Here is a 23,283-nt window from a genome sequence, read left to right on the forward strand (position 1 = left end):
GTCAGCTCATCGGGATTTTCTCGCTTGCCGCCTTCCTGCACCTTGAGATCTATTGGATATATCTCCGGCTTTTATTCCAAATCAAAGCGCTAATCTGTGGCTATAGCTGTTCGCGTGCTAGGATAGCCGCCGAGATAATTCGTCCTGATAAAGAGACTGTTTAACTGCTTATGTCCCAACAACATCGTTATTCATTGCCGACGCGCCGTGGCGACACCCGCCAGTTAGGCCAGTTGACTGGTTCCGCTTGCGCCGTCGAGTGTGCAGAAATCATTGAGCGCCATGATGGCCCGGTGATGTTAATTACCCCGGATATGCAAACGGCGCTGCGACTGCGTGATGAGATTCAGCAATTTTCCCCCCGTCCGGTGAATACCCTGTCTGACTGGGAAACACTGCCTTACGACAGTTTCTCACCCCATCAGGATATTATTTCGGCCCGCCTTTCTTGTCTGTACCACCTTCCGACAATGGAACGCGGCGTTATTATTCTCCCGATTAATACGCTGATGCAACGAGTTTGCCCGCACGAATTCCTGCATGGTCATGCGCTGGTGATGAAAAAAGGTCAGCACCTGTCGCGAGATAAATTACGTGCTCAGCTTGAACAAGCGGGATATCGCAGTGTTGATCAGGTCATGGAACACGGTGAATTTGCCACCCGCGGGGCCTTGCTTGATCTCTATCCGATGGGCAGTGAAGAGCCTTATCGCATTGACTTTTTTGATGATGATATTGATAGCTTGCGCGTATTTGATGTGGATACGCAGCGCACCCTGTCCGAAGTTGATCACATAAACTTACTGCCCGCCCATGAATTCCCGATAGATAAAAACGCCATTGAATTATTCCGCAGCCAATGGCGTGAACAGTTCGAAGTGCGCCGCGATGCGGAACATATTTACCAGCAAGTGAGCAAAGGCATCTGGCCTGCCGGAATTGAATACTGGCAACCGCTATTCTTCAGCCAGCCATTGCCGACACTGTTTAGCTACTTGCCTGAAAATACCTTATTGATTAACACCGGCTCGCTGGAAAGCTCAGCGGAGCGTTTCTGGCAAGATGTTAACCAGCGCTATGAAAGCCGCCGAATTGATCCAATGCGCCCATTGCTGGCGCCAGAAACATTATGGTTACGGGTAGATTCACTTTTCAGTGAGTTAAAAGAGTGGCCGCGGGTTCAGTTCAAGACCGAAGAATTACCGACTAAAACCGCCAATACCAACTTACATTATCAGCCGCTGCCCGATTTAGCCGTACAGGCACAGCAAAAAGCGCCACTGGATAATCTGCGGCGCTTTATTGAATCATTCAGCGGTAGCATTGTGTTTTCGGTGGAAAGTGAGGGGCGACGCGAAACCCTGCAGGACCTGCTGGCACGGATAAAAATCAGTCCAACCCTGATAACTGAGCTATCTCAGGCCCGCGCACCTGGTCACTATTTGATGATTGGTGCTTCAGAGCGGGGCTTCCTCGATACCGATAAGCAATTAGCGCTGATTTGCGAAAGTGACTTACTGGGCGAGCGCGTGAACCGCCGCCGCCAGGATAATCGCCGCACCATTAATACCGATACTTTAATCCGTAATTTGGCGGAATTGCGCCCCGGCCAGCCCGTGGTTCATCTGGAGCACGGTGTGGGCCGCTATCTGGGCCTGACCACCTTAGAAGCTGGCGGCATTAAAGCTGAATACCTGATATTGACCTATGCCGGTGAAGATAAGCTGTATGTGCCCGTTTCATCACTGCATCTTATCAGTCGCTATTCCGGCGGTGCTGACGAAAATGCACCGCTGCATAAGCTAGGAGGCGATGCCTGGAGCCGCGCGCGGCAGAAAGCCGCCGAGAAAGTGCGTGATGTGGCGGCTGAACTGCTGGATATCTACGCGCAGCGCGCCGCCAAATCTGGCTTTAAATTCAAGTTCGACCGCGAGCAGTATCAGCTGTTCTGCCAAAGTTTCCCGTTCGAAACCACGCCGGATCAGGAACAGGCTATCAATGCGGTGCTCAGCGATATGTGCCGACCGCTAGCCATGGACCGACTGGTGTGTGGTGATGTTGGTTTCGGTAAAACCGAAGTGGCGATGCGGGCAGCCTTCCTTGCTGTTGCTAATAATAAGCAAGTTGCCGTCTTGGTGCCGACCACCCTGCTCGCTCAACAACATTTTGACAACTTCCGCGACCGTTTTGCCACCTGGCCGGTGCGAATTGAAATGATGTCGCGCTTTCGCAGTGCCAAAGAGCAACAAGTGATTTTGGAACAAGCCGCTGAAGGCAAAGTCGATATTATTATCGGCACCCATAAATTGCTGCAAAGTGATCTGCGCTGGAAAGACCTCGGTCTGTTGATTGTCGATGAAGAACATCGCTTCGGTGTGCGTCATAAAGAGCGCATCAAAGCGATGCGTGCCGATGTTGATATTCTGACACTTACCGCCACACCTATCCCGCGCACACTGAATATGGCGATGAGCGGCATGCGCGATTTATCAATTATTGCGACGCCTCCCGCACGCCGTCTGGCGGTGAAAACTTTCGTGCGTGAGTACGATAGCTTAGTGGTACGAGAAGCGATTCTGCGCGAAATTCTGCGTGGTGGGCAGGTTTATTACCTCTATAACGATGTGGAAAATATCGAGAAAGCCACTCAGCGGCTGGCGGAGTTAGTGCCAGAAGCGCGCATTGCCATTGGTCACGGGCAAATGCGTGAGCGGGATCTGGAGCGGGTGATGAATGATTTCCATCATCAGCGTTTTAACGTATTGGTTTGCACCACCATTATCGAAACGGGGATTGATATTCCTAGCGCCAATACCATTATCATCGAACGCGCCGATCATTTTGGTCTGGCGCAGTTGCACCAGTTGCGCGGTCGGGTCGGGCGCTCCCACCATCAGGCTTATGCTTACTTGCTGACGCCAAATCCGAAAGCGATGACCACCGACGCCAAAAAACGTCTGGAAGCTATCGCGTCGCTGGAAGATCTCGGTGCGGGCTTTGCCCTGGCAACGCATGACCTTGAGATTCGTGGTGCCGGTGAGCTATTAGGCGAGGACCAAAGTGGCCAGATGACCACCATCGGTTTCTCGCTATATATGGAGCTACTGGAAAGCGCGGTTGATGCGCTGAAGGAAGGTCGAGAGCCATCACTGGAGGACTTGACCAGCAATCAGACCGAAATTGAAATGCGTATGCCGGTGTTGCTGCCAGATGACTTTATTCCAGATGTGAATGTCCGGCTTTCATTCTATAAGCGCATTGCTAGTGCTCGCGATGAATCTGAACTCGATGAATTGAAAGTCGAACTGATTGATCGCTTCGGTAAACTGCCGGATGCAGCCCGTTATCTGCTCCATACCGCAGAATTACGCCAACAGGCTCAGAAGCTGGGTATCAAACGTATTGAAGGTAATGAGCGCGGCGGCTTTATCGAATTTGGTGAGAAGAACAAAGTCGATCCGGTTTATCTGATTGGTTTACTGCAACGCCAACCGCAGATATTCCGACTGGAAGGGCCAACCAAACTGAAATTTATGCAGGATCTTAGTGACCGTGCGCAGCGATTGAAGTTTATCAGTGAATTGCTGGCCGCATTTGCGCAGCATCGTGTAGCTTAAGCCATTGATCACGCGGGTTTCAGATGTGAGAAACCCGCGCCAATGTTAATGCCACTCGCTTATAAAACACGTTAAACGATCAGAATTAACACTAAACCGCGGGTTCTTAATGCAAGGTCTTGGACAACAAATTTTGTATTATGCTCGGTCGTTCAGTATCAGTTGACCATTTTTATCGATTGGGATCTGCGTGCCTGGATCACGATCCATGCGAATTTTTCCCTGCTGATCGCCTATTTTGTAGGTTACGTCATATCCCAACATTTTCTGTGACTTATCGTAAACAGTTTGGCAACGTTGTTGGGTGGTCGTATAGGTATCATTTTCCTGCATATTGCTTTGGACACGATTACCTGCGTAACCACCGGCCAGCGCACCAGCCACAGTCGCGATATCTTTACCTCTACCGCCGCCTACCTGATGGCCCAGAACGCCACCAGCAACAGCACCTAATACTGAACCCGCAATTTGATTCTCATCCTGCACCGGTTTACGGTGAGTTACGGTCACATTACGACATTCCTTACGAGGCGTTTTAATCGTCTCTTTTATAGGTGTCGCAGCAAGAACTTGTGCATATTGCGGTGCGCCGGAGAATACATTCATACTCGCGACAGCGGCAATTCCCAGAGCGGCCGCAATACCGATACCCACACCTGCTAACATTGATTTGTTCACAGGAAATCCTCCTGAAAGTGTTACCACGCATCTTCTGCCCCAGAGTTTCATACTCGCCAATGAAAATCCGACAGCTTTCGGTATCGCGGATAGTCCGTTGATGTCCGAAATACGGCGTGCGTGACTCGCCGTGTGTTTCTATGGAGAAGTCTGCACAATGTGCTTTAACCTAGCAATAAGATAAATGGACGAAACACCCAGATAATAGATGTGAATGAATGTGTTTAGGAGGAATCTGACTGCGGTGATTTATGGCTACAGAGTTTTATGCTGAAAATTTGACATTACGTGCGAATGGCTTTAGCAAAACGTGCGCAATTATGAGATTAATAACAACGCTACTTATTACTCAGTGAGTGAAGGGTTTACCGCACCTAGGGGCGCTCCGGCGACTTACGTCGCTACGACCCCAGCGGCACGATTCCCCTTCATTCGACTTTATCAACAGTCAGAAACCGCCGCCATCATTAACTGGCAGCGGCAAATTTAAAGCTCTAAACATTCTCCAAAGTCATTGGCGTTACAGGTAGGCAGCCAGCAAATGCACCCCGATGAGCTGACCCTTGTCAGTGATTCGGGTGACAAATCGGTCAGGAACCGATTTGAACGCTGCTTGCAGCGGCCTCGCAGAGGCGAGGCCCATGAACGGGCCGAGTAACTAGCGCAGCTAACACCCCTGTAGCGTCAAGGACGAAGGAGAATTAGTGCAACTTAAGGCGCGGGCGTATCACCCGGTTAATCCCGCCCACCAGCATCATCAGGCCAGTTTTGGTATAGCCATGCAATGCGACTTGATGCATACGATACAATGAGATGTAAACAACACGGGCAACACGCCCTTCCACCATCATAGAACCGCGCATCAGGTTACCCATCAAGCTACCGACTGTACTAAACTTCGACAGCGACACCAGAGAACCATGGTCTTTATAAATGTATGGCTTCAGTGGTTGCTCATTGAGCAATGCTAAGATATTGCTGTAACAGCGGCTGGCCATCTGATGTGCAGATTGCGCGCGCGGCGGCACAAAACCACCACTTGGCTGTGGACAAGAAGCACAGTCACCAATTGCAAAAATATTCGGATCACGGGTTGTTTGCAGCGTCGGCTCAACCACCAATTGGTTAATACGGTTGGTTTCCAGCCCGGCAATATCTTTCATAAAGTCCGGCGCTTTAATACCTGCCGCCCATACCATCAGATCAGCATTAATAAACTCGCCATCTTTAGTATTCAGACCCTTTTCATCCGCGCTGGTAACCATTGTTTTGGTCAATACTCGCACACCCAGTTTAATCAGTTCCTGATGTGCCGCCGCCGAAATACGTGGCGGTAATGCTGGCAGGATACGTTCACCGGCTTCAACCAACGTGACATTCAGTGCCTGGTTATCCAGGCCCTCAAAACCGTAGCTATGCAGTTGTTTTACCGCATTATGTAACTCAGCAGACAGCTCCACACCGGTGGCACCGCCGCCAACAATCGCGATATTAACTTTGCCTTTCTCACCCGGTTGCGCTGAATATTTCAGGAACAGGTTAAGCATTTCATTATGGAAGCGGTGGGCCTGATGTGGGTTATCAAGGAAGATGCAGTGATCCTTCACACCCGGCGTACCGAAATCATTCGACGTACTGCCCAGAGCGACCACTAAAATGTCATAGGATAGTTCACGTTTTGTTACCAGCACATCGCCGTGCTCATCGCAAATTTCAGCCAGGCAGACCGTTTTGGTTTCACGGTTAATATCGGTTAACGACCCCAACTGGAAATTGAAATAATGGTTGCGCGCATGAGCCAGGTAGCTCAATGCATCCACACCATCATCCAGAGAGCCGGTAGCCACTTCATGGAGCAAAGGTTTCCACAGATGGCTGTGGTTACGATCCACCAGAACAATCTCGGCTTTTTTGCTGCGCCCCAATTTATGACCCAGACTGGTTGCCAGCTCAAGGCCGCCAGCACCACCACCAATAATAACGATTTTTTTCTTCGGCGTTGTCAAAATGACCCCCTAAATGTGAACCAATTGTTAGCTAATGGTAAATGAATAATATCCTTAGATAACATAGGGTTCGAAGATACCAATTCAATAAACTGGAGTCAGAATATCATGCAGGGTTATTTGGTCATACCAAAATTGATATATATCAACTTTTTTTGATTAAAGTACCAGCGAGAGGATTTTTTCTAGAATAGGTTTCAAATAGTTAGCGTTTAGTCACGGTTTAAGTTTTTTTTATTGGGTGGGGGATAAAGGTCAGTTTTGCCATTTTTTGCCATAAAAATGGCCTGAAAAAAGCCGACGAAACGCTTTTTTCAGGCCAAATTGCACAGAACAGCAAGCATTACAATTAACCAGTCGTTAACAAAACCCGGCTAATTCGATTATTTATCCCAGTATTTTAAATGCTTTGATGCGCTGCAGATGAGGTGAAAGATCTTTAAACTTGTGACCTTGCTTTTCATCCCAGACAATTTCGTAATAGGGATGCAAATCACCGGCAGTGCGCTTGCTATCGAGCATTTCATCATGACGCGACAACACGACTAAGCAGCGATCACGGTTTTTCTCGCGAAAATCACTGATACATTTACTGGCAATATCAACATACTCTTCTGGCCGGTCAATTTTACCGCTCATATTGTCTTGCGGATAAAGATTAGGGTTGAAGGCAACCTGGCGGATACCGCACAGGAAACCAATCCGCTCGGCCCAAAAGCCCCCTAACCCCACACCGCAAATCAGTGACTTGGTATCACCGCCCTGCTGAATAGCCTTATCCACTTCTTTCAATAAATGCTGCATATCATGACGAGGATGCAACGTGCTGTAACTGATGAAACGCACATCCGGATCAATGAATTGCAGTTGCAGGACTTTCTCGTGATTGCCAGGGCTGTTGGAATCAAAACCATGTAGATAGACTATCATATTTATCCTCGCGATTTATGTGCATCCCAACGTTCGCTGAGTGCCGTTAATGCCTTATTCGCCTGTTGCCAACGCGGTGATGCCATCAACGCCTGACGATCAAACTGCCCAGAATGATACAGGCGTGCCAGTTGGTCTGCTTTGACTGGCGACAGGTTATCCAACACACTTACCGCGCCCTGACGGTTATTACACACCAGAATCATATCGCAGCCTGCATCCAAAGAGGCTTGCCCACGCTCGGCATAACTGCCCATGATGGCCGCCCCCTCCATCGACAAGTCATCAGAGAAAATGATGCCATCGAACCCTAACTCCTGGCGCAATATGGTTTGGAGCCAGTAAGCCGAGCCACTGGCTGGACGCACATCAGCTTCAGTATAAATCACATGAGCGGGCATAATAGCATCCAGCAATCGCCGGGCAATCAGTTCGCGAAATATAACCATATCATGAGTACGGATTTCTGCCAGTGGTCGATTATCCCGTGGCGTCTCTTTATGCGAATCTGCCGTCACCGCCCCGTGCCCGGGGAAGTGCTTACCGGTGGTTTTCATACCCGCGCTATGCATCCCGCGAATAAAGCACTCGGCCATATTCAGCGCTTGTTGCGGATCACTGTGGAATGAGCGCTCACCGATAGCCGCGCTGACATGACCAATATCCAGAACTGGCGCAAAGCTAATATCAATATCCATTGATATCATTTCGGCCGCCATCAGCCAGCCTGCATCTTGTGCTAACTGCGCCGCAATGGCGGCATCATTGAGCGCCGCGAACGACTGAGCCGCAGGTAAGCGGGTAAAACCGTCACGAAAGCGCTGTACCCGGCCCCCTTCCTGATCAACTGCCACCACTAAGCGCTCGTGGGACGCAGCCCTTATCTGACGGACTAACTCACGCAGTTGCTCGGCATCATGAAAATTACGGCTGAATAAAATCAGGCCGCCCACCAGCGGGTGCTTTAAAATCTCACGTTCTTCTGCATCCAGCTCATAGCTGGCAACGTCTAACATCACTGGCCCCACGACAACCTCTCTTTCAATACAATCAAAATGATAAATTAAACCGCCGACGCAACGGGGCTGCCCATTGCAAAAACTCAGTGTTCCCACTCTGCTGCCAACGCACCTCAAACCACATCAGCATTAGATAATCAACCCACGGCACCCAGCGCTGTATCTGACGGGATAAACGATCAATATCAGGGTAACCCTGCTCATTCTGGCAATAGTGCTGTAAAAAAGCCTGTTGCAGGGGCGCTGACCAACTATTGCCACGAAATAGCGCAGCAATATCAAGAGCAATATCGCCATCAGCGGCATATTCCCAATCAATCAGTTTCAGCCCAGTGGGGGTCGTCAAAAGATTGCCGGGGTGAATATCCATATGTAGGGGTGCCAGTTTCAGCGGTTGCGGCAGTGGTCTACGCAGAAAATGCTGATGCAACCGTAGCCAATGTGGTGAAAGGCGTTTGCTATCAATCTGCCGGGCATAACGGATAAGTTGAGCGCGTAAATCCAGGCGATAACCGCTGTCGGGCAGATGATGCAAGCGGGTCAATAGTTGTGCCAGTTGACCATTGCTCGATAATTCAATGAATTGCGCTGTAGTTACAACGTCACCTCCGAGCCAATTGACCACTAACCAGTGTTGATCTGCGGCGATAACAGTGGGTGCCAAATGATGACCAGCCACATGTCGCAGCAACTTGCGCTCCCGCCGCCGATCCACTCCCAGTTGGGTTTTCTGCACCGATTGTTCACGCGCCAGCCAGTTAATAGTCGCAGTCTTATTTGACGGGTAAGAAATACGCCAACTTTCACCCGTCAGGCCAGATACCGGGCTAATATGCCAATCTACCTTGATAAAATCGGCTGCATGAATAAAACCATCGGGAGTCATATCCACCGACGGTTTTATCCTTTCAATAAGCGCATACAGAGAAGGATCAGCGCTTAACCGGGCCATTACCTGACCAGATAATTTCGCCGGTTTGTGCCTGCATCAACTGCATTTCAATGGTGGGAGACTTCACATCACCACTCACATCACTGTAGAGCACATATTGGGCGCTGACATAGCGAGCCAGACCAATGGCCTTACTGCGTGAGCCAAGGCTATCTTCTTCTGATAACCCCAATGTTTGCTTGGCAACCGCCAATTGCTGTGGCGAGATCAACACAAACTTTTTGTTTGATGACAGCACTTGGTGCAATGCAGAGGTGGCTTTCGCCGTTGGTAACCTGCCATTAGTATTATTTTTAACGCTATCGACCAGCAATATGCTGCCGTTGGCCACATCGTTGCTGTTGACCATTTGTGCCACCAAAGGCTCGACACTGGCGGCCCAATCAATAGATTGCTCCATCTTTGGCGGCGGCGGTACGTTATCTACCGGTGGTGGCGTTTCAGGAACCGGTGGCGTGACAGGTTCGATGGTCACGGGTGGTGTGGTTGGCTCAACAGGTGGCTGAGTGATACACCCCGTCAGCACAAGTGCCGCCAGAACGACAGATAAATACCTTTTCATTGTCCCACTCCAATAGCACGATGATAAGAACCGAGCCGTTATAAAAATACAGGGTTATAAGAATAAATAAAGACGCGCACTGCGCGCATTAAAATTATTATTAACTGATTGAATATCCACATCATCATTTGGCGCAATGATAATAGCGCGTGGTGCCTCCAGAGGCGGCACATCCAAGCCTTGCGCATCATACCAATAAAAGCGGTAGTTTATTTTTATCGGTTTATTCTGGCTATTGGTAATCACCGAGCGCGCCACGTTATCACCCGAGGATGCAGAAACAGTCGGTTGAGAAGCCAAAACACCCGCCGTTAATACTGACGAATCCATTACTACGGTTTGCTGCTTATTCACCGCAATCCCTTTCGGACTGCTGCATCCCAGCAATGTCGCGATACCCGCGAACGCTATTACCGGCAATAAAAACGCCTTCACAGGGCGCATAGGCTTACCTCAGTTATAAGTCCTGTCATACTTCAAGCTATTTATGTGACAGTAACGAGCCCAACTCACGGCCACCGACCAGATGCATGTGAATATGGTAAACCACCTGCCCGGCATGACGATTGCAGTTGATGATCAGACGATAGCCATCTTCAGCAATGCCTTCCTGCTCTGCAAGTTTAGCAGCCACAGTGATCATTCGACCCAATGTTGCTTCATGTTCTGCTGTGACGTCATTCACAGTTGGAATAAGAATGTTAGGAATGATTAAGATATGAGTTGGTGCCTGCGGGGCGATATCACGAAACGCGGTCACCAGTTCGTCCTGGTAGACCACGTCGGCAGGGATTTCACGGCGGATAATTTTGCTGAAAATCGTTTCTTCGGCCATTACGCATTTCCTTGAAAGTGATAAAAGGAGGAATGCGTAGTATGAGCGACAATTTCTATTGATTTCAACCTCAATCATTGAGCGCGGGCATAAGCCGCTGCTTTTTCAAACAAAGCCTGCTCTGGACGAATGCCGGTATACAGCACAAATTGCTCAACCGCCTGAATAGCAAAGACTTCAGCGCCAGTAATAACGATTTTTCCTTGTGCTTTGGCGTAGCTTATCAACGGGGTCATCGCTGGCAGTGCCACCACATCAAAAACCACCCCGGCATGTTCAACCTCAGTTTCAGTAAAAGCCATGCTATCGGCCTCTTTCCCCACTGACATCCCCACTGGGGTGGCATTGATTAATACATCGGCTTCAACACCCTGCATATCAGGCTGATAGGTGTAACCGGATTGTTCGGCTAATTTTTTACCGGTTTTTTCGTTCGTCGCAATAATAAATCCCTGCTTAAAACCGGCATTTTTTAGTGCAAAAGCTACGGCTTTCGCCATCCCACCACTGCCACGCAGTGCAAAGACTTTATCTGTAGGCACCTGATAACTCTCCAGCAATTTCGCGATGGCGATATAGTCGGTGTTGTACGCTTTCAGATAACCATCAGTATTTACTAAGGTATTTACCGAATTAATGGCTGCGGCAGAGGCATCCAACTCATCTACCATTGGGATAACCGCCTCTTTAAACGGCATTGAAATAGCACAACCTCGGAACCCCAATGCCCGCACACCGCCAATTGCCGCGGCCAAATCCGTGGTGGTAAAGGCTTTATACAGGTAATCGAGATCCATAGCATCGTACAAAAAATTATGAAAACGGGTGCCAAAGTTGCTGGGTCTGGCGGCCAGAGAAATACACACTTGGGTGTCTTTGTTTAAGTAACGGGTCATCTTCTTTCCTCACATAATCATGGCGTTCTGTCTGCGGCCTTTGCCGATAAGAAGTGCTGAGACACAAACGCTTGCTGTAGTGAAAATTATCAGCTAAAAAGATGAGATATAAAACTGCTGAGTTCGACTCAATTAGGTTCCTCTTTTATGACCAGCCGACGCATTGAACAGCAATACTTGCGCTTACTGAATCAGGTTGGAGTACAACCGGTTGAGATTACACTGCAAGAACTTGCGGACAAACTCTGCTGTACCAAGCGCCACATGCGGACATTACTGGTTCAAATGCAGCAGGCCGGCTGGTTGCGATGGCAAGCAGAGGTCGGTCGTGGCCGCCGGTCATATTTGCAACTATTGCGGAACACTCATCAGCTTTTAATTGAAAAAGCGGAACAGTTATTAGATTCCGGTGGTTTTAATGAAGCCATTGCTCTCTTGGGCGAAGATAAACAGCTCATTACCCCCTTGTTGCGGGCTAAACTGGGGTATCGGATACGCGATGACTATCAGGCTCTGCGCATCCCCTACTACCGCACCATGACAAATCTTTACCCCGGCACACCACTACGCCGCTCTGAGCTGCACTTAGTCCGACAAATTTTTAATGGTCTGACCCGAATAAATGAGGAAAATGGTGAAGTCACTACCGATTTAGCTCACAAATGGCGAATGCTCGACCCATTGCATTGGCGCTTTTATTTACGTCCAGCGGTGCAATTTCATGATGGCCGAGAGCTGTCCAGCCGTGATGTCGTCAGTTCATTAACCCGCAGTGCAGCTTTACCGCTGTTTTCACATATTCAAAAAATTAGTTCGCACGGGCCACTCAGTGTGGTTATTGAACTCAGCCAACCGGACCCACGCCTTCCGCTGTTACTCGCCCATCACAGCGCACTGATTCTGCCGGAAAATCATGTCACGCAACCAAATTTTGCCTCTCACCCGGTGGGTACGGGGCCTTATCGCGTGGCTGAAAATGATAACTGGCACTTGCAGATGAAATCCTTTGACCACTATTTTGGTTTTCGGGGCTTGCTGGATGAAGTTGAGGTGCTTATCTTCCCGGATTTGGCGCGCCCGCCCTCTGACACACCTGCCGTGCTATCAGAGCGGTTGAGTATGGCGAATATACAAAGTGCTACCTGGCTCAGTTCCAGCATCAGTGATATTGATTATGTTTCTGGAAAAGCCGCCAGCCTGACGGGTAAACCATCAGACGCAACACAAGAGATGTTTCTGGAACGCGGCGGGTATTTTTTGCTATGTGATAGCCGCTCACCGCACTGGCACAATATTAAACAGCGCCGCTGGTTGCGAAAAACGCTCAATCCTTATCATCTCATCCAACAGCTAATTGACCCCATTCGCCCCTTCTGGGTGCCCGCAAGCAGTGTTCTGCCCACATGGTTTCATAGCATTGATGCAGGGGAAGAGTGTTCTCCTTTTTCAAGTGATATCGCGGCAGGATCCGAGGATATGCCGGTATTAACACTGGCTTATCATGCCCAGCATCCTGAATACCCGATGTTGGTGACTGAAATGACCCATATTCTCGCCGCTCAGGGCATTAAGTTAGATATTATCGAGCTGGATTACACCTCTTGGGCCAAAGGTGAGGCCAAGGCTGATTTGTGGCTGGGAACAGTGAACTTTGCCGTTCCTGAGGAATGGAGTGTTGGCGCATGGCTATTTGACTCTCAGCTACTGCGTCAATCCATCACTGGCGGTGATACCGCTGATTTACAGAGCTATCTGCATGATTGGCGCAACCAATCATTAGGCAGTGAACAATTAGTGAGAGAGGTCATAGCCAATGGGTGGTTGCAGCCATTATTCCACCACTGGATGCGCCTAAAGGCCCCCGAACAAGCCCAAGGCGCACACTTGAATAATTTAGGTTGGTTTGATTTTCAGACCACCTGGCTAGAGCCGGAATAACATAAATAAAATCAATTCAAGATAAATATTAATTACACAGAAGATAACGTGTGATTTTTATATAACTATTTAATTTATATTTCTTATCAGGACTAGTCACTGCTTTCACTCGTCGCTTTCTGCTTTTTACCTCCTGACATAAGTTAAGCACATTCACTCCATGAATTATTTGGGTTACGGAGCTAAGATAATCACTTCGTCATCGGCACAGCTTCTGACTCGGTATCTTCATGTTACAAGAGGAATATTATGACATCGTTAACCCACATCCCTGCGAACATGGTCGCCATTGAAATTACTCAACCTGGCGGCCCCGAAGTCTTAACGCCCATTCAGCGGCCAACACCAATGCCCGCCGCGGGTGAAATTTTAGTGAAGGTTGCAGCCGCAGGAGTTAATCGCCCCGATGTCATGCAACGCCGAGGTCAATATGCTCCCCCGCCAGGGGCCTCCGATATCCCAGGATTAGAGATTGCAGGTGTTGTGATTGCGGTCGCTGCTGATGTCACACGATTTAACATTGGCGACAAGGTGTGTGGATTAATCGCAGGCGGCGGCTATGCCCAGTATTGTGTTATCCATGAAACCAATGCCTTACATGTCCCACAAGGCCTGACTGAAATCGAAGCTGCTGCACTACCAGAAACTTTCTTTACTGTGTGGACGAACCTATTCCAGCGTGGTCATTTTACTGCGGGTGAAAGCGTATTAATCCACGGTGGCTCTTCCGGAATAGGCACCACTGCTATACTACTCAGTAAAGCATTTGGTGCTAAAACCGTGATAGTCACCGTGGGATCAGAAGAAAAACGGCAAGCATGCCTGACATTAGGTGCCAACATCGCCATTAACTATCACACTGAAGACTTTGTTGCCGAGACTAAACGAGCCACCGCGGGGAAAGGTGCTGATGTTATTGTGGATTTAATTGCGGGTGATTATGTCGCACGTAACTATGAAGCTGCCGCAATGAATGGTCGGATCGTGCAGATTGGCACCCAGAATGGGCATGCTAAGGACCTGAATCTGATGTTAATGTTGCTAAAACGCCTGACTCACACCGGATCAACATTGCGCTCGCGTACTGTGGCAGAAAAAGCGCTTATCGCTAAAGAACTGGAACAACAAGTTTGGCCATTGCTGGGAGCTGGGACAATGAAACCACAAATCTTTCAGACTTTCCCACTGAAAGATGCGGCAAAAGCCCATGAATTGATGGAAAGCAGCACACATATTGGTAAAATTGTCCTGACTGCTTAAGTTTGTTCAGAACTACAATTATCCATGCCATGAGAATTCATCAGGTGAAATTGAAACATAAGTGCTTGTTTTCACCTGATGAATTAATAGGAATTCTACATTATCGCCTATCCGGCCATAACAGTTTTACTAACTAATTAATCAAACTGATATACCTTAAATTTAACCTTTCATGTTATTCTATAACAAACCGCTATGGTTTAACTTATATGAGTTATTCATCACAAGGTCATAATTATGGACATAATTAAAAAAATATTAATCGACGACATCGCAAGAATAAATCAGAAAGAAAAAAGAGATGGTCGGTTAAAATTTAACAGCGATTTTGTCTACAAGCATCCCTATCTTTGCCTTGCAATGTTGATATCATACTTTTTTGTTCTAGTTTTGATGTACTTAACCCCATATTTTGGCACTGGCTACATGGTTGCCTTTACCGTTTTCTTTGTTTTGATGTCTGCTATTCTCATGATGGAAATCAAACCCGTGTTTAAATTTGAGGATATTGGCATCCTCGATTTACGTGTTTGTTATAACGGCGAATGGTTCTTTAGCCGTGCATTATCGACACAAGCAATTGATGAAATATTAAATAACAAAAATATCAGTGATGACTTTAAAATTCGCTTCAAACATATTATTAGCAATAAAGGCGAAATAGATTTTTACGATGTCTATGATTTGGCCTATCTGCAAAAAAAGTCTATACGCCCCAATGAACCCAACCAAACTGCATCATTAGCCAGTACCTCTGCTATCAGGCAATAATGATAAGTATCCTGCATCATTTGACCCTGCTGAATCCTCAGCAGGGTATACAAGAAAACTCACCTTTTATTGACCAAACCCATCATATTTCTTAGGAAAGAATCATTAGCAAATTAAAATGATGCCTATAATAATGTTATTGTTTTTTAATAATAAAAGGCACATAGGCATGGACAAGATTGATGAACAATTGATTGCCATTTTAGCGAAAAATGCGCGAATATCTCTGAAAGACCTTTCACAGCAAGTCAACCTCTCATCCCCGAGCACTTCCGAGCGTCTACGGCGTCTCGAAGAACGTCGTATCATTCGTAGCTACACGCTCGATTTGGACCAGCAAGCATTCGGCTACAATTTGCAAGCTATCGTACGGGTCAAACCCTTAGCAGGAATGCTGCGTATGGCAGAAGTGATGATTCAAGAAACGCCAGAATGTGTTGAGTGTGACAAAGTGACCGGTGACGATTGTTTCATTAGCCGCTTATATATTCATTCTATGGAACAATTGGATACAATCATTGATCGCTGGTCAGATTATGCCGAAATACAGACATCAATCGTCAAATCCTCCCCAATCATGCGACGGTTACCCCCCTTAGTGACGTTGCCCAGGGAAAGTAAAATCTGAAATCTGTACCCTACCCCTCAGTTTATCTATAATAACGAGTTATGCTTTACACAAATAACATTATAGAAGCGAATAATTGATGGATAATAGTCAAAGTCACGCGTCGGATTCATCGATTCTTACGCTCCCCTATACCCGTTGGGGTCAAGATAATGTGCAAAATTCCAGCGCTGTCGAGGCCCTGGAGCAGGGTAAAGTGCTTTTCCTGCCTCATCTGGCATTTGAATTGAGCGAAGAGGAAAAACAGCTACTTAACCCTGCACTGGTTGACACTAAACGCAAAAATATCAGTTTTAAACCGTTGGACGGCACGCTAACAGGTGTCACTGATGAAAGCAAAGTGGCATTAACGCGTCAGTTGCTGGAGCGCTATTATCAGAGCTGCCTTAGTCTGGTGAATCAATTACTACCGGAGTATACCTCCACACTACGCAGCCCGACCAATAGCCTGCGCTTGCATCCGGTTACCGCCTGGCGCGATAAAACATCGTGGCGGAAAGATGATAGCCGTTTGCATGTTGATGCTTTCCCTTCGCGGCCTAATTATGGTGAGCGGATCATGCGCATTTTTACCAATATCAACCCGCATAATGAACCCCGTTCGTGGCGTGTAGGCGAAGACTTTACGCAATTAGCCCGTCGCTATTTACCGCAACTCGATAGCTATTCTCCTGTCAGCAGTTGGTTGCAGCATAAAGTCGGGATCACCAAGCGCCGTAGGAGCCATTACGATCATCTGATGCTTCAGCTACATGATAAAATGAAATCAGATGCCGACTACCAAAAAAATGGCGTGCAGCAAGCTGTTGATTTCCCATCAGGTAGTAGTTGGATCTGTTTTTCAGATCAAACACCTCATGCGGCGATGGGCGGGCAATTTATGTTAGAACAAACATTCCTTCTGCCCGTTGAAGGGATGAAAGACCCTCAGCAATCCCCGCTAAAAATACTGGAATCATTAACGCAGAAGCCACTGATATAACATATTGCTTACTGTTGCCGACTGCCGATTGAAATTCTGCTGACAAAGTGGATTTTCAGTCGGTATATTTCCTCAAAAAAAATGCTTATACGACTTGATCACTGATAAAAAAATAAATATCATTTTTCGCAGTATGTAAGCCAACTCCATAATATTTAGGTGTGAACATTGCGCCCGGCAGTTATTGAACCTTATCAGATAACTATTGGAGGTTAATATGGTTAAGGTCTATGACAGAAACAGAAACCAAATTATTCCTGGCAAACGTGTGATGGTCGCACAAACTGGGGAAATTGACGTAGCAAAAGCTATTCATGCCGAAGGTCTGGCACCGGTACAGGCAGAGCGTGCGCCGGTTGTAGAGTTACAACATACCGGTGAACGCTATGTGCCTTTCGATTTAGTCAGACTCGGTTAATCGTATTTAAATGTAGTACTTCCGCTAATTACAACTTTGCTTTCAGTGCGTTAGTCACTTTATTGCCGGGGCTTTTCTGTATTTGTCAGAAAACTCCGGCTTTTTTTAGTTATATAACGCAAACTATTATCAAGTTGAAAATAATAATAGATAGCAATAAGCCCATGGCATAAGATCCTATTACAAAATGGACTTTTACCTTCCCCGACCGATATTAATGAGCATCAGATAGGTTCAGCTTAAATATGGCAAGCTGGCTCTATCACTTGAGCAACTTTCTTTTGGAAGGTCCCAAGTTGACAAAGTTTGTTATCACCTTCGTTCTCACAACCTTCAATGGTAATTGGCACAATTCTAGCTGGGTTGTTTTGCAGATCTAATTTCTCGGCATTTCGCAGCTGATCCATCGTTTGATAGAACATTTTCACGGCGACATAACGCTGATGATTATCTGGGTTCTGCCATAGTTCAAAGACTAGTCCGCCACCAGGAGGGGTATTATCAGGTTGTTGAGGTAATTGCCAATTGGCCCCTAACATACCGGCGATATTAGCAATATTAGTGTCATGCCCGCCGAGGAACAGCAATTTGGTTTGCGGTGATAGTGGCAATGTTTGCCCTTGAGCATCGCGTTGCAGCACCAATGCCGTATCAATTTGTTGCAACAGCGGCGTTCCTTTATGGCGAGCGATATAAGGGGTTTTGGCCATCAAATCAAATTGCGCATTGTGCAACGACAATAACGAAACCCAGTTATCTTCACCACTGAGGCGGTGCCAGGCCACATCCGGCATAGCTTGCGAGTTTTGTAACAGGAAAATTTCACCCAATGTCGACGATAGTGCCAATGGCCCGCTCAGCGAGACTTTAGTTCCTTTCTTGTTTACCGTGATTTCGTTTACTGCAAAAGTCGCAAAATCACACGTTTTTCCATTTTGTTGCAGTGACTGACAATAAGGTGAAGCTGTAAAATTCAGTACCTCGCCCATCTGAGCAAAAGGCTTGGCATAACGCTGACTTAGCTCACTCAATGGCCCGCCCAATCGTTCTTCAACAGCCTGATGTGTTTTCGCTGAGTCCAGTTTACAGACCCCCGCTTCAACGGTATGAAACAGTGGGTCAACTTTCTTCAAATCCGCCTGATTGTGTACTTTTAGGCCACATCCTGGCGCAATCCCGTCCAAAAATGCCTGTCCGGTTAGGCGGGTTCGTTGGTCAACATCCGCCTGTGCATAGACGGCCCCATCTACTGGACACCCCGCAGATAACAACCCTTGGCTGCGGAAATAATCACCATAAAATCCTCCCATCAATGTCACTAACTCAGCCCCCCGTGGCGTCAAATAGCCCGCTTTTACCGGCCATTGGGGCCATTTATCAGGTGTCACATCATTCATTAGCTGGGTTTGTTTTGTCGGGGAACGAACACCATGGCGACTCAAAATAACCACGCGCTCCAAAGTGTAGCCAGTCGGCGGTGTAACAATCGGGGCAGCACCTGCTGTAAAACAACCCATTATCAAAGTGAGTGCGGATAAGTGCAGATATTTGTTTGCAACTGACATAATTTTATATCCTTATTAAAACTACGAATATTTTTGCCCTATCGAGTATGGTCGACGATCGCTGGCCTCACAATGCGGAAATACAACAAACATCCGCTTCAAATGGGGCAGAAGGACGAAAAATTTTAAGCTGGAACGCGCTAAACTTGATTCGCTTCTCATTGTTAGAACGATATTTAGCCGATTATGTTATTAACAACACTAATACTTAAAGGAGGTATAAACCCGCACTATCAATCCGGTCACTGGCCGGACAGTATTTAGCGCAATAGGGTTGATGGATATGGCCCGTCATCCAGCGGCTATACATACAAATTATAAGGAGTCTGACATGCGGAAAGCAGGCGATATCGACAGAGTTATGTCAGCCAGACAACTTCCCAATAAAGCCGTAGCCCTGATTCTTGCCGGCGGCCGCGGCTCACGCCTTAAAGATCTTACGTCTGTCCGGGCAAAACCCGCAGTTCACTTCGGCGGAAAATACCGCATTATCGACTTCGCGCTATCAAATTGCCTTAATTCGGGCATTCGCCGTATCGGTGTGATAACTCAGTATCAGTCTCATACCTTGGTGCAACATATTCAGCATGGCTGGTCATTTCTCAGTGAAGAGATGAATGAATTTGTTGATTTATTGCCCGCGCAACAGCGTCAAGGACGAGAACACTGGTACACCGGCACCGCAGATGCGGTTTTCCAGAATCTGGATATTATCCGCCGCTATCGTGCTGAATATGTGGTAATTCTGGCAGGCGATCATATCTATAAGATGGATTACTCGCGCATGCTGCTCGATCACGTAGAAAGTGGTGCGGCTTGTACTGTAGCTTGCATTGAAGTCCCCAAAACGGAAGCGACGGCCTTCGGTGTGATGGAAGTTTCCGAACAGCTACAGGTGAAAATGTTTTGGGAAAAACCTGAAGATCCCCCTACTCTGCCTGGTAAACCCGATAGCAGTCTGGCCAGCATGGGGATTTATGTTTTCAATGCAGAATTCCTGTTTGGTCTACTTGAAAGTGATCACGCAGACGAAAACAGCAGCCATGACTTTGGCAAAGATATTCTGCCGAAAATCACCGAACAGGGCCATGTTTGGGCACATCCGTTCTCATTATCTTGTGTCTCAACTTCACCTGATGCCCCTGATTATTGGCGTGATGTCGGAACATTAGATGCCTATTGGCAAGCCAACCTCGATCAGGCAGCCATTACACCAGAGCTGGACATGTATGATTCACATTGGCCAATACGCACCTATGCGGAGCCATTGCCGCCAGCAAAATTTGTTCAGGATCGCTCTGGCAGCCACGGTATGACCATGAATACATTGGTGTCCGGTGGTTGTTTTATCTCCGGCTCAGTGGTGGTCAACTCGGTATTATTTTCCCGCGTGCGGGTTAATTCATTTTGCAATATCGATTCTTGCGTATTACTCCCCGACGTCAATGTGGGCCGCTCTTGCCGGTTACACCGCTGTGTCATAGACCGCGCCAGTACTATCCCCGAAGGCATGGTTATTGGTGAAAACGCAGATGAAGATGCTCGCCGTTTTTATCGTTCGGACAGCGGTATTGTGCTGGTCACCCGAGAGATGTTAGCAAAGCTATAACGCCGGAATGTATCAATGTTGGGACGGGCAGACATGGACAAGTAGGGAATAATTTATATAATCAGGCCAAACGAATAAAAGGGTCTGAATATGTCATTTACTGAATGGGTGATTTTGGGTGTAGTGATTGGTTGTGCTGTTGGTGCCTTACTGAAAATTTTTGGCAAGAAAAAAGACAACTAGCCCTTTCAGTTCCCTTATTAATGCAAAAGCGGCCATAATCGGCCGCTTTTCGTATTGACTGACTTAATCGCAAATTAGTCCAGAAAGGTCGGCCGCTAACACAGTTGTCGCTTGAAGTATGACGAAGATATATCACCTGATTGCGCCCACTTACTGTGATAAGGATCGCTGAATTTTTTTCTATAAGTGCTTGAATAATGAAAGAGCATAAGAAATTTTACGCCTCCGCAAGATGAGCTTCTCACTGGTTTTCGAGGTGGCCCTTTCGAGTGCTCGGGTATCTCGCCATGAAACGGTTGCGTTCATGCCCACTTTTGCGGCATGTTTACAACAACACTTCCTTGCTTTAGACGTTCGAATTATCACTTTGTGAGCAACCTGATGATTAAGTGGCTGTGGAAAGCAAACCAACCGCAAGCGGAGATGCTTGCACAGTGGCGTGAAGCGCTGAACATTCCCCTATTGGCACCTTTAAATGAGGAGGAACAACAGCGGCTGGTTTCTGTCGCAAGTCACCTGTTGCAACAAAAACGTCTGGTGCCATTACAAGGGTTAGTATTAACACCGCTAATGCAGGCCCGCCTGACATTGCTATTCGCCCTGCCGGTGATGGAACTGGGAGCGAAATGGTTAGATGGCTTTCATGAAGTGCTTATTTATCCTTCTCCTTTTGTGGTTGACGACGACTGGCAAGATGATGCAGGCCTGGTTCATTCTGGGCAAACCGTGCAGTCCGGCCAAAGTTGGGAGCAAGGGCCGATTGTTCTGAACTGGCAAGATATTCAAGATTCATTCGATTTATCAGGCTTTAATCTGGTTATCCATGAAGCCGCTCATAAGCTGGATATGCGCAACGGCGGGCACTCAAACGGTGTGCCACCCATTGCTATGCGTGATGTTGCAGCATGGGAATATGACTTACATCAGGCGATGGACAATATTCAAGATGAGATAGATATGGTGGGCGTCGATGCTGCCAGTATGGATGCTTACGCCGCCAGTGATCCCGCAGAATGTTTTGCCGTGTTATCTGAATATTTTTTCAGTGCGCCTGAGCTATTGGAAAACCGTTTCCCAGCGGTGTATCGGCATTTCTGTACTTTCTATCGCCAGGACCCACTGTCCAGACTAAAACGGTGGGAAAACGAGAGTCAAAACGCAGATCTTGCTTAATTTAGCCGTTATATGCCCCCGCTTTGCTCAGATGCTGAGCAGTCAACCCAAATGTACTAATTTAGCGTTGACAGTATCGGGTATGCTAGATATCATGCGCCCCGTTCACACGATTCCTCTGTAGTTCAGTCGGTAGAACGGCGGACTGTTAATCCGTATGTCACTGGTTCGAGTCCAGTCAGAGGAGCCATATTAGAGAAGCCCGCTTAAGGAAACTTAAGCGGGCTTTTTGCTTTACTCATAACCAGATACCAGAAAGCGAGCACCTGATGGTTGAAAATGTGGCAGTCTCAAAAAATGCGTGGAACTAAGCGGGAGTGCTTACATAATGTCTAAAATTATCGATACCTTTATTGCCCCGCCGTGCCATGACAAGATAGAAACTCTCTATCAGGACGAGCACCTGGTGCTTATCAATAAACCCACGGGGTTGCTCAGCCTCTCGGGGAAAAATCCGCAAAATCTCGATTCGGTGCATCATCGGCTGGTGCAAATATTCCCTGGCTGCACCCTGGTCCACCGCCTCGATTTCGGTACTTCCGGGCTAATGGTCATTGCCCGCAATAAGGCTATCAATGCCGCCCTCTGCCAACAGTTCAGCCAGCGCACAGTGACCAAAGTGTACAGCGCACTGCTTTGCGGGCATCTGAACGACAACGAAGGGGTGATAGACGCAGCCATTGCCAAAGATCCGGTACTGTTCCCACTGATGTCGATTTGCGCCACCCACGGCAAGCCCGCTCGCTCCGGCTATCGGGTCATTGAGCGTTTTTATCATGAGTTGGACGACGGGGCGTTATTGCCATTGACGCGGGTACAGCTCATCCCAGAAACCGGGCGTACTCATCAACTACGCATCCACTGCCAGCAGTTGGGCCACCCGATTCTGGGCTGTGACCTGTATGGCGGCCGCCTGCTGCCGGGTACCGAACAGACACCACGACTGATGCTGCACGCCAGTGAGCTGCATTTTGTTCATCCCATTGGCGAAGAGTGGATCAATGCCCGCAGTGCCAGCCCGTTCTGAACACGTTAACTACCACATCAAATCATCGGGCACTTTAAAGTCAGCGTACGGATCTTCTTCATCTTGCTCTTCCTGACTAAGCGCACTATTTAAGACAATACTGTTCGCATCTCGCTGCGCAATTTTATCAGCGACACTGGCGGGGATAATAGCGTATTCACTTTCGCCACTGTTATCAGTCACCACACGAGCAATGGCGAGACGACCACTGATCAGCTGAGCTTGCGTCATCTT

General features: G+C 47.7%; 21 protein-coding genes and 1 tRNA gene. 11 read left to right on the forward strand and 11 right to left on the reverse strand.

Going from position 1 to position 23,283, the window contains the following annotated elements:
• Positions 1-170 precede the first annotated feature (170 nt).
• Positions 171-3,617, forward strand: coding sequence for a transcription-repair coupling factor (gene mfd, locus HU019_RS14445; RefSeq protein ID WP_174847219.1), 3,447 nt, complete (start codon positions 171-173; stop codon positions 3,615-3,617).
• Between the two features lie 138 nt (positions 3,618-3,755).
• Here the strand turns inward: mfd and HU019_RS14450 are convergent, their stop codons facing one another.
• The 9 genes from HU019_RS14450 to HU019_RS14490 form a co-directional block, all read right to left on the reverse strand.
• Positions 3,756-4,295 (reverse strand): glycine zipper 2TM domain-containing protein, encoded by a 540-nt coding sequence (locus HU019_RS14450; protein ID WP_174847220.1) that lies wholly within the window; start codon positions 4,293-4,295, stop codon positions 3,756-3,758.
• A 701-nt stretch (positions 4,296-4,996) separates the two neighbouring features.
• Positions 4,997-6,301 (reverse strand): NAD(P)/FAD-dependent oxidoreductase, encoded by a 1,305-nt coding sequence (locus tag HU019_RS14455; protein WP_005170669.1) that lies wholly within the window; start codon positions 6,299-6,301, stop codon positions 4,997-4,999.
• A 387-nt stretch (positions 6,302-6,688) separates the two neighbouring features.
• Positions 6,689-7,231, reverse strand: a complete 543-nt coding sequence (ycfP, locus tag HU019_RS14460) for an alpha/beta hydrolase YcfP (protein WP_174847221.1) — start codon at positions 7,229-7,231, stop codon at positions 6,689-6,691.
• 2 nt (positions 7,232-7,233) lie between these two features.
• Positions 7,234-8,259: a beta-N-acetylhexosaminidase gene (gene nagZ, locus HU019_RS14465; RefSeq protein WP_174847222.1), complete on the reverse strand. Its 1,026-nt coding sequence runs from the start codon at positions 8,257-8,259 to the stop codon at positions 7,234-7,236.
• Positions 8,260-8,281: 22 nt separating this feature from the next.
• Positions 8,282-9,202 (reverse strand): thiamine kinase, encoded by a 921-nt coding sequence (gene thiK / locus HU019_RS14470; protein ID WP_174847223.1) that lies wholly within the window; start codon positions 9,200-9,202, stop codon positions 8,282-8,284.
• Positions 9,183-9,764, reverse strand: coding sequence for a penicillin-binding protein activator LpoB (gene lpoB / locus HU019_RS14475; RefSeq protein ID WP_174847224.1), 582 nt, complete (start codon positions 9,762-9,764; stop codon positions 9,183-9,185). The genes thiK and lpoB overlap by 20 nt, the downstream gene beginning before the upstream one ends.
• 54 nt (positions 9,765-9,818) lie before the next feature.
• Positions 9,819-10,208 (reverse strand): YcfL family protein, encoded by a 390-nt coding sequence (locus HU019_RS14480; RefSeq protein ID WP_174847225.1) that lies wholly within the window; start codon positions 10,206-10,208, stop codon positions 9,819-9,821.
• Between the two features lie 37 nt (positions 10,209-10,245).
• The gene (hinT, locus tag HU019_RS14485) at positions 10,246-10,599 is read right to left on the reverse strand and encodes a purine nucleoside phosphoramidase (protein ID WP_004873877.1); all 354 of its coding nucleotides are present in this window, start codon (positions 10,597-10,599) and stop codon (positions 10,246-10,248) included.
• A 74-nt stretch (positions 10,600-10,673) separates the two neighbouring features.
• Positions 10,674-11,495 carry a shikimate 5-dehydrogenase gene (locus tag HU019_RS14490; protein ID WP_174847226.1) on the reverse strand — a complete coding sequence of 274 codons (822 nt, stop codon included), beginning with the start codon at positions 11,493-11,495 and terminating at the stop codon, positions 10,674-10,676.
• Positions 11,496-11,642: 147 nt separating this feature from the next.
• Here HU019_RS14490 and HU019_RS14495 point away from each other — a divergent pair, with 147 nt between their 5' ends.
• From HU019_RS14495 to ydfZ, 6 genes are all read left to right on the forward strand, one after another.
• Positions 11,643-13,433, forward strand: a complete 1,791-nt coding sequence (locus HU019_RS14495) for an SgrR family transcriptional regulator (protein ID WP_174847227.1) — start codon at positions 11,643-11,645, stop codon at positions 13,431-13,433.
• Positions 13,434-13,682: 249 nt separating this feature from the next.
• A complete protein-coding gene (locus HU019_RS14500; protein WP_174847228.1) occupies positions 13,683-14,693 on the forward strand; it encodes an NAD(P)H-quinone oxidoreductase in 1,011 nt (336 codons plus the stop codon).
• 237 nt (positions 14,694-14,930) lie between these two features.
• The gene (locus tag HU019_RS14505; RefSeq protein WP_174847229.1) at positions 14,931-15,464 is read left to right on the forward strand and encodes a YlaC family protein; all 534 of its coding nucleotides are present in this window, start codon (positions 14,931-14,933) and stop codon (positions 15,462-15,464) included.
• A gap of 169 nt (positions 15,465-15,633) precedes the next feature.
• Entirely contained in the window at positions 15,634-16,092 is a 459-nt protein-coding gene (locus HU019_RS14510; RefSeq protein ID WP_174847230.1) for an Lrp/AsnC family transcriptional regulator, read from the forward strand.
• 79 nt (positions 16,093-16,171) lie between these two features.
• Positions 16,172-17,074: a Kdo hydroxylase family protein gene (locus HU019_RS14515; RefSeq protein WP_174847231.1), complete on the forward strand. Its 903-nt coding sequence runs from the start codon at positions 16,172-16,174 to the stop codon at positions 17,072-17,074.
• 217 nt (positions 17,075-17,291) lie between these two features.
• A complete protein-coding gene (ydfZ, locus tag HU019_RS14520; protein ID WP_050075339.1) occupies positions 17,292-17,492 on the forward strand; it encodes a putative selenium delivery protein YdfZ in 201 nt (66 codons plus the stop codon).
• A gap of 239 nt (positions 17,493-17,731) precedes the next feature.
• Here ydfZ and HU019_RS14525 read toward each other — a convergent pair whose 3' ends face one another.
• The gene (locus HU019_RS14525; RefSeq protein ID WP_174847232.1) at positions 17,732-19,057 is read right to left on the reverse strand and encodes an AppA family phytase/histidine-type acid phosphatase; all 1,326 of its coding nucleotides are present in this window, start codon (positions 19,055-19,057) and stop codon (positions 17,732-17,734) included.
• Positions 19,058-19,388: 331 nt separating this feature from the next.
• Here HU019_RS14525 and glgC point away from each other — a divergent pair, with 331 nt between their 5' ends.
• The 4 genes from glgC to HU019_RS14545 all read left to right on the forward strand — a co-directional run bounded on the left by glgC (position 19,389) and on the right by HU019_RS14545 (position 23,049).
• Complete coding sequence (gene glgC / locus HU019_RS14530) at positions 19,389-20,666, forward strand: glucose-1-phosphate adenylyltransferase (protein ID WP_174847233.1); 1,278 nt, start codon at positions 19,389-19,391, stop codon at positions 20,664-20,666.
• Positions 20,667-21,230: 564 nt separating this feature from the next.
• Positions 21,231-22,022, forward strand: coding sequence for a DgsA anti-repressor MtfA (mtfA, locus tag HU019_RS14535; RefSeq protein ID WP_174847234.1), 792 nt, complete (start codon positions 21,231-21,233; stop codon positions 22,020-22,022).
• 114 nt (positions 22,023-22,136) lie between these two features.
• A tRNA-Asn gene (locus HU019_RS14540) sits at positions 22,137-22,212 on the forward strand.
• Between the two features lie 138 nt (positions 22,213-22,350).
• Entirely contained in the window at positions 22,351-23,049 is a 699-nt protein-coding gene (locus HU019_RS14545; RefSeq protein ID WP_174847235.1) for an RluA family pseudouridine synthase, read from the forward strand.
• 9 nt (positions 23,050-23,058) lie between these two features.
• Here the strand turns inward: HU019_RS14545 and HU019_RS14550 are convergent.
• The coding region (locus HU019_RS14550) for a DUF2058 family protein (RefSeq protein WP_174850496.1) at positions 23,059-23,283 on the reverse strand (225 nt) is incomplete at its 5' end.

The organism is Yersinia artesiana (assembly GCF_902726545.1).
Classification (GTDB): Bacteria; Pseudomonadota; Gammaproteobacteria; order Enterobacterales; family Enterobacteriaceae; genus Yersinia; species Yersinia artesiana.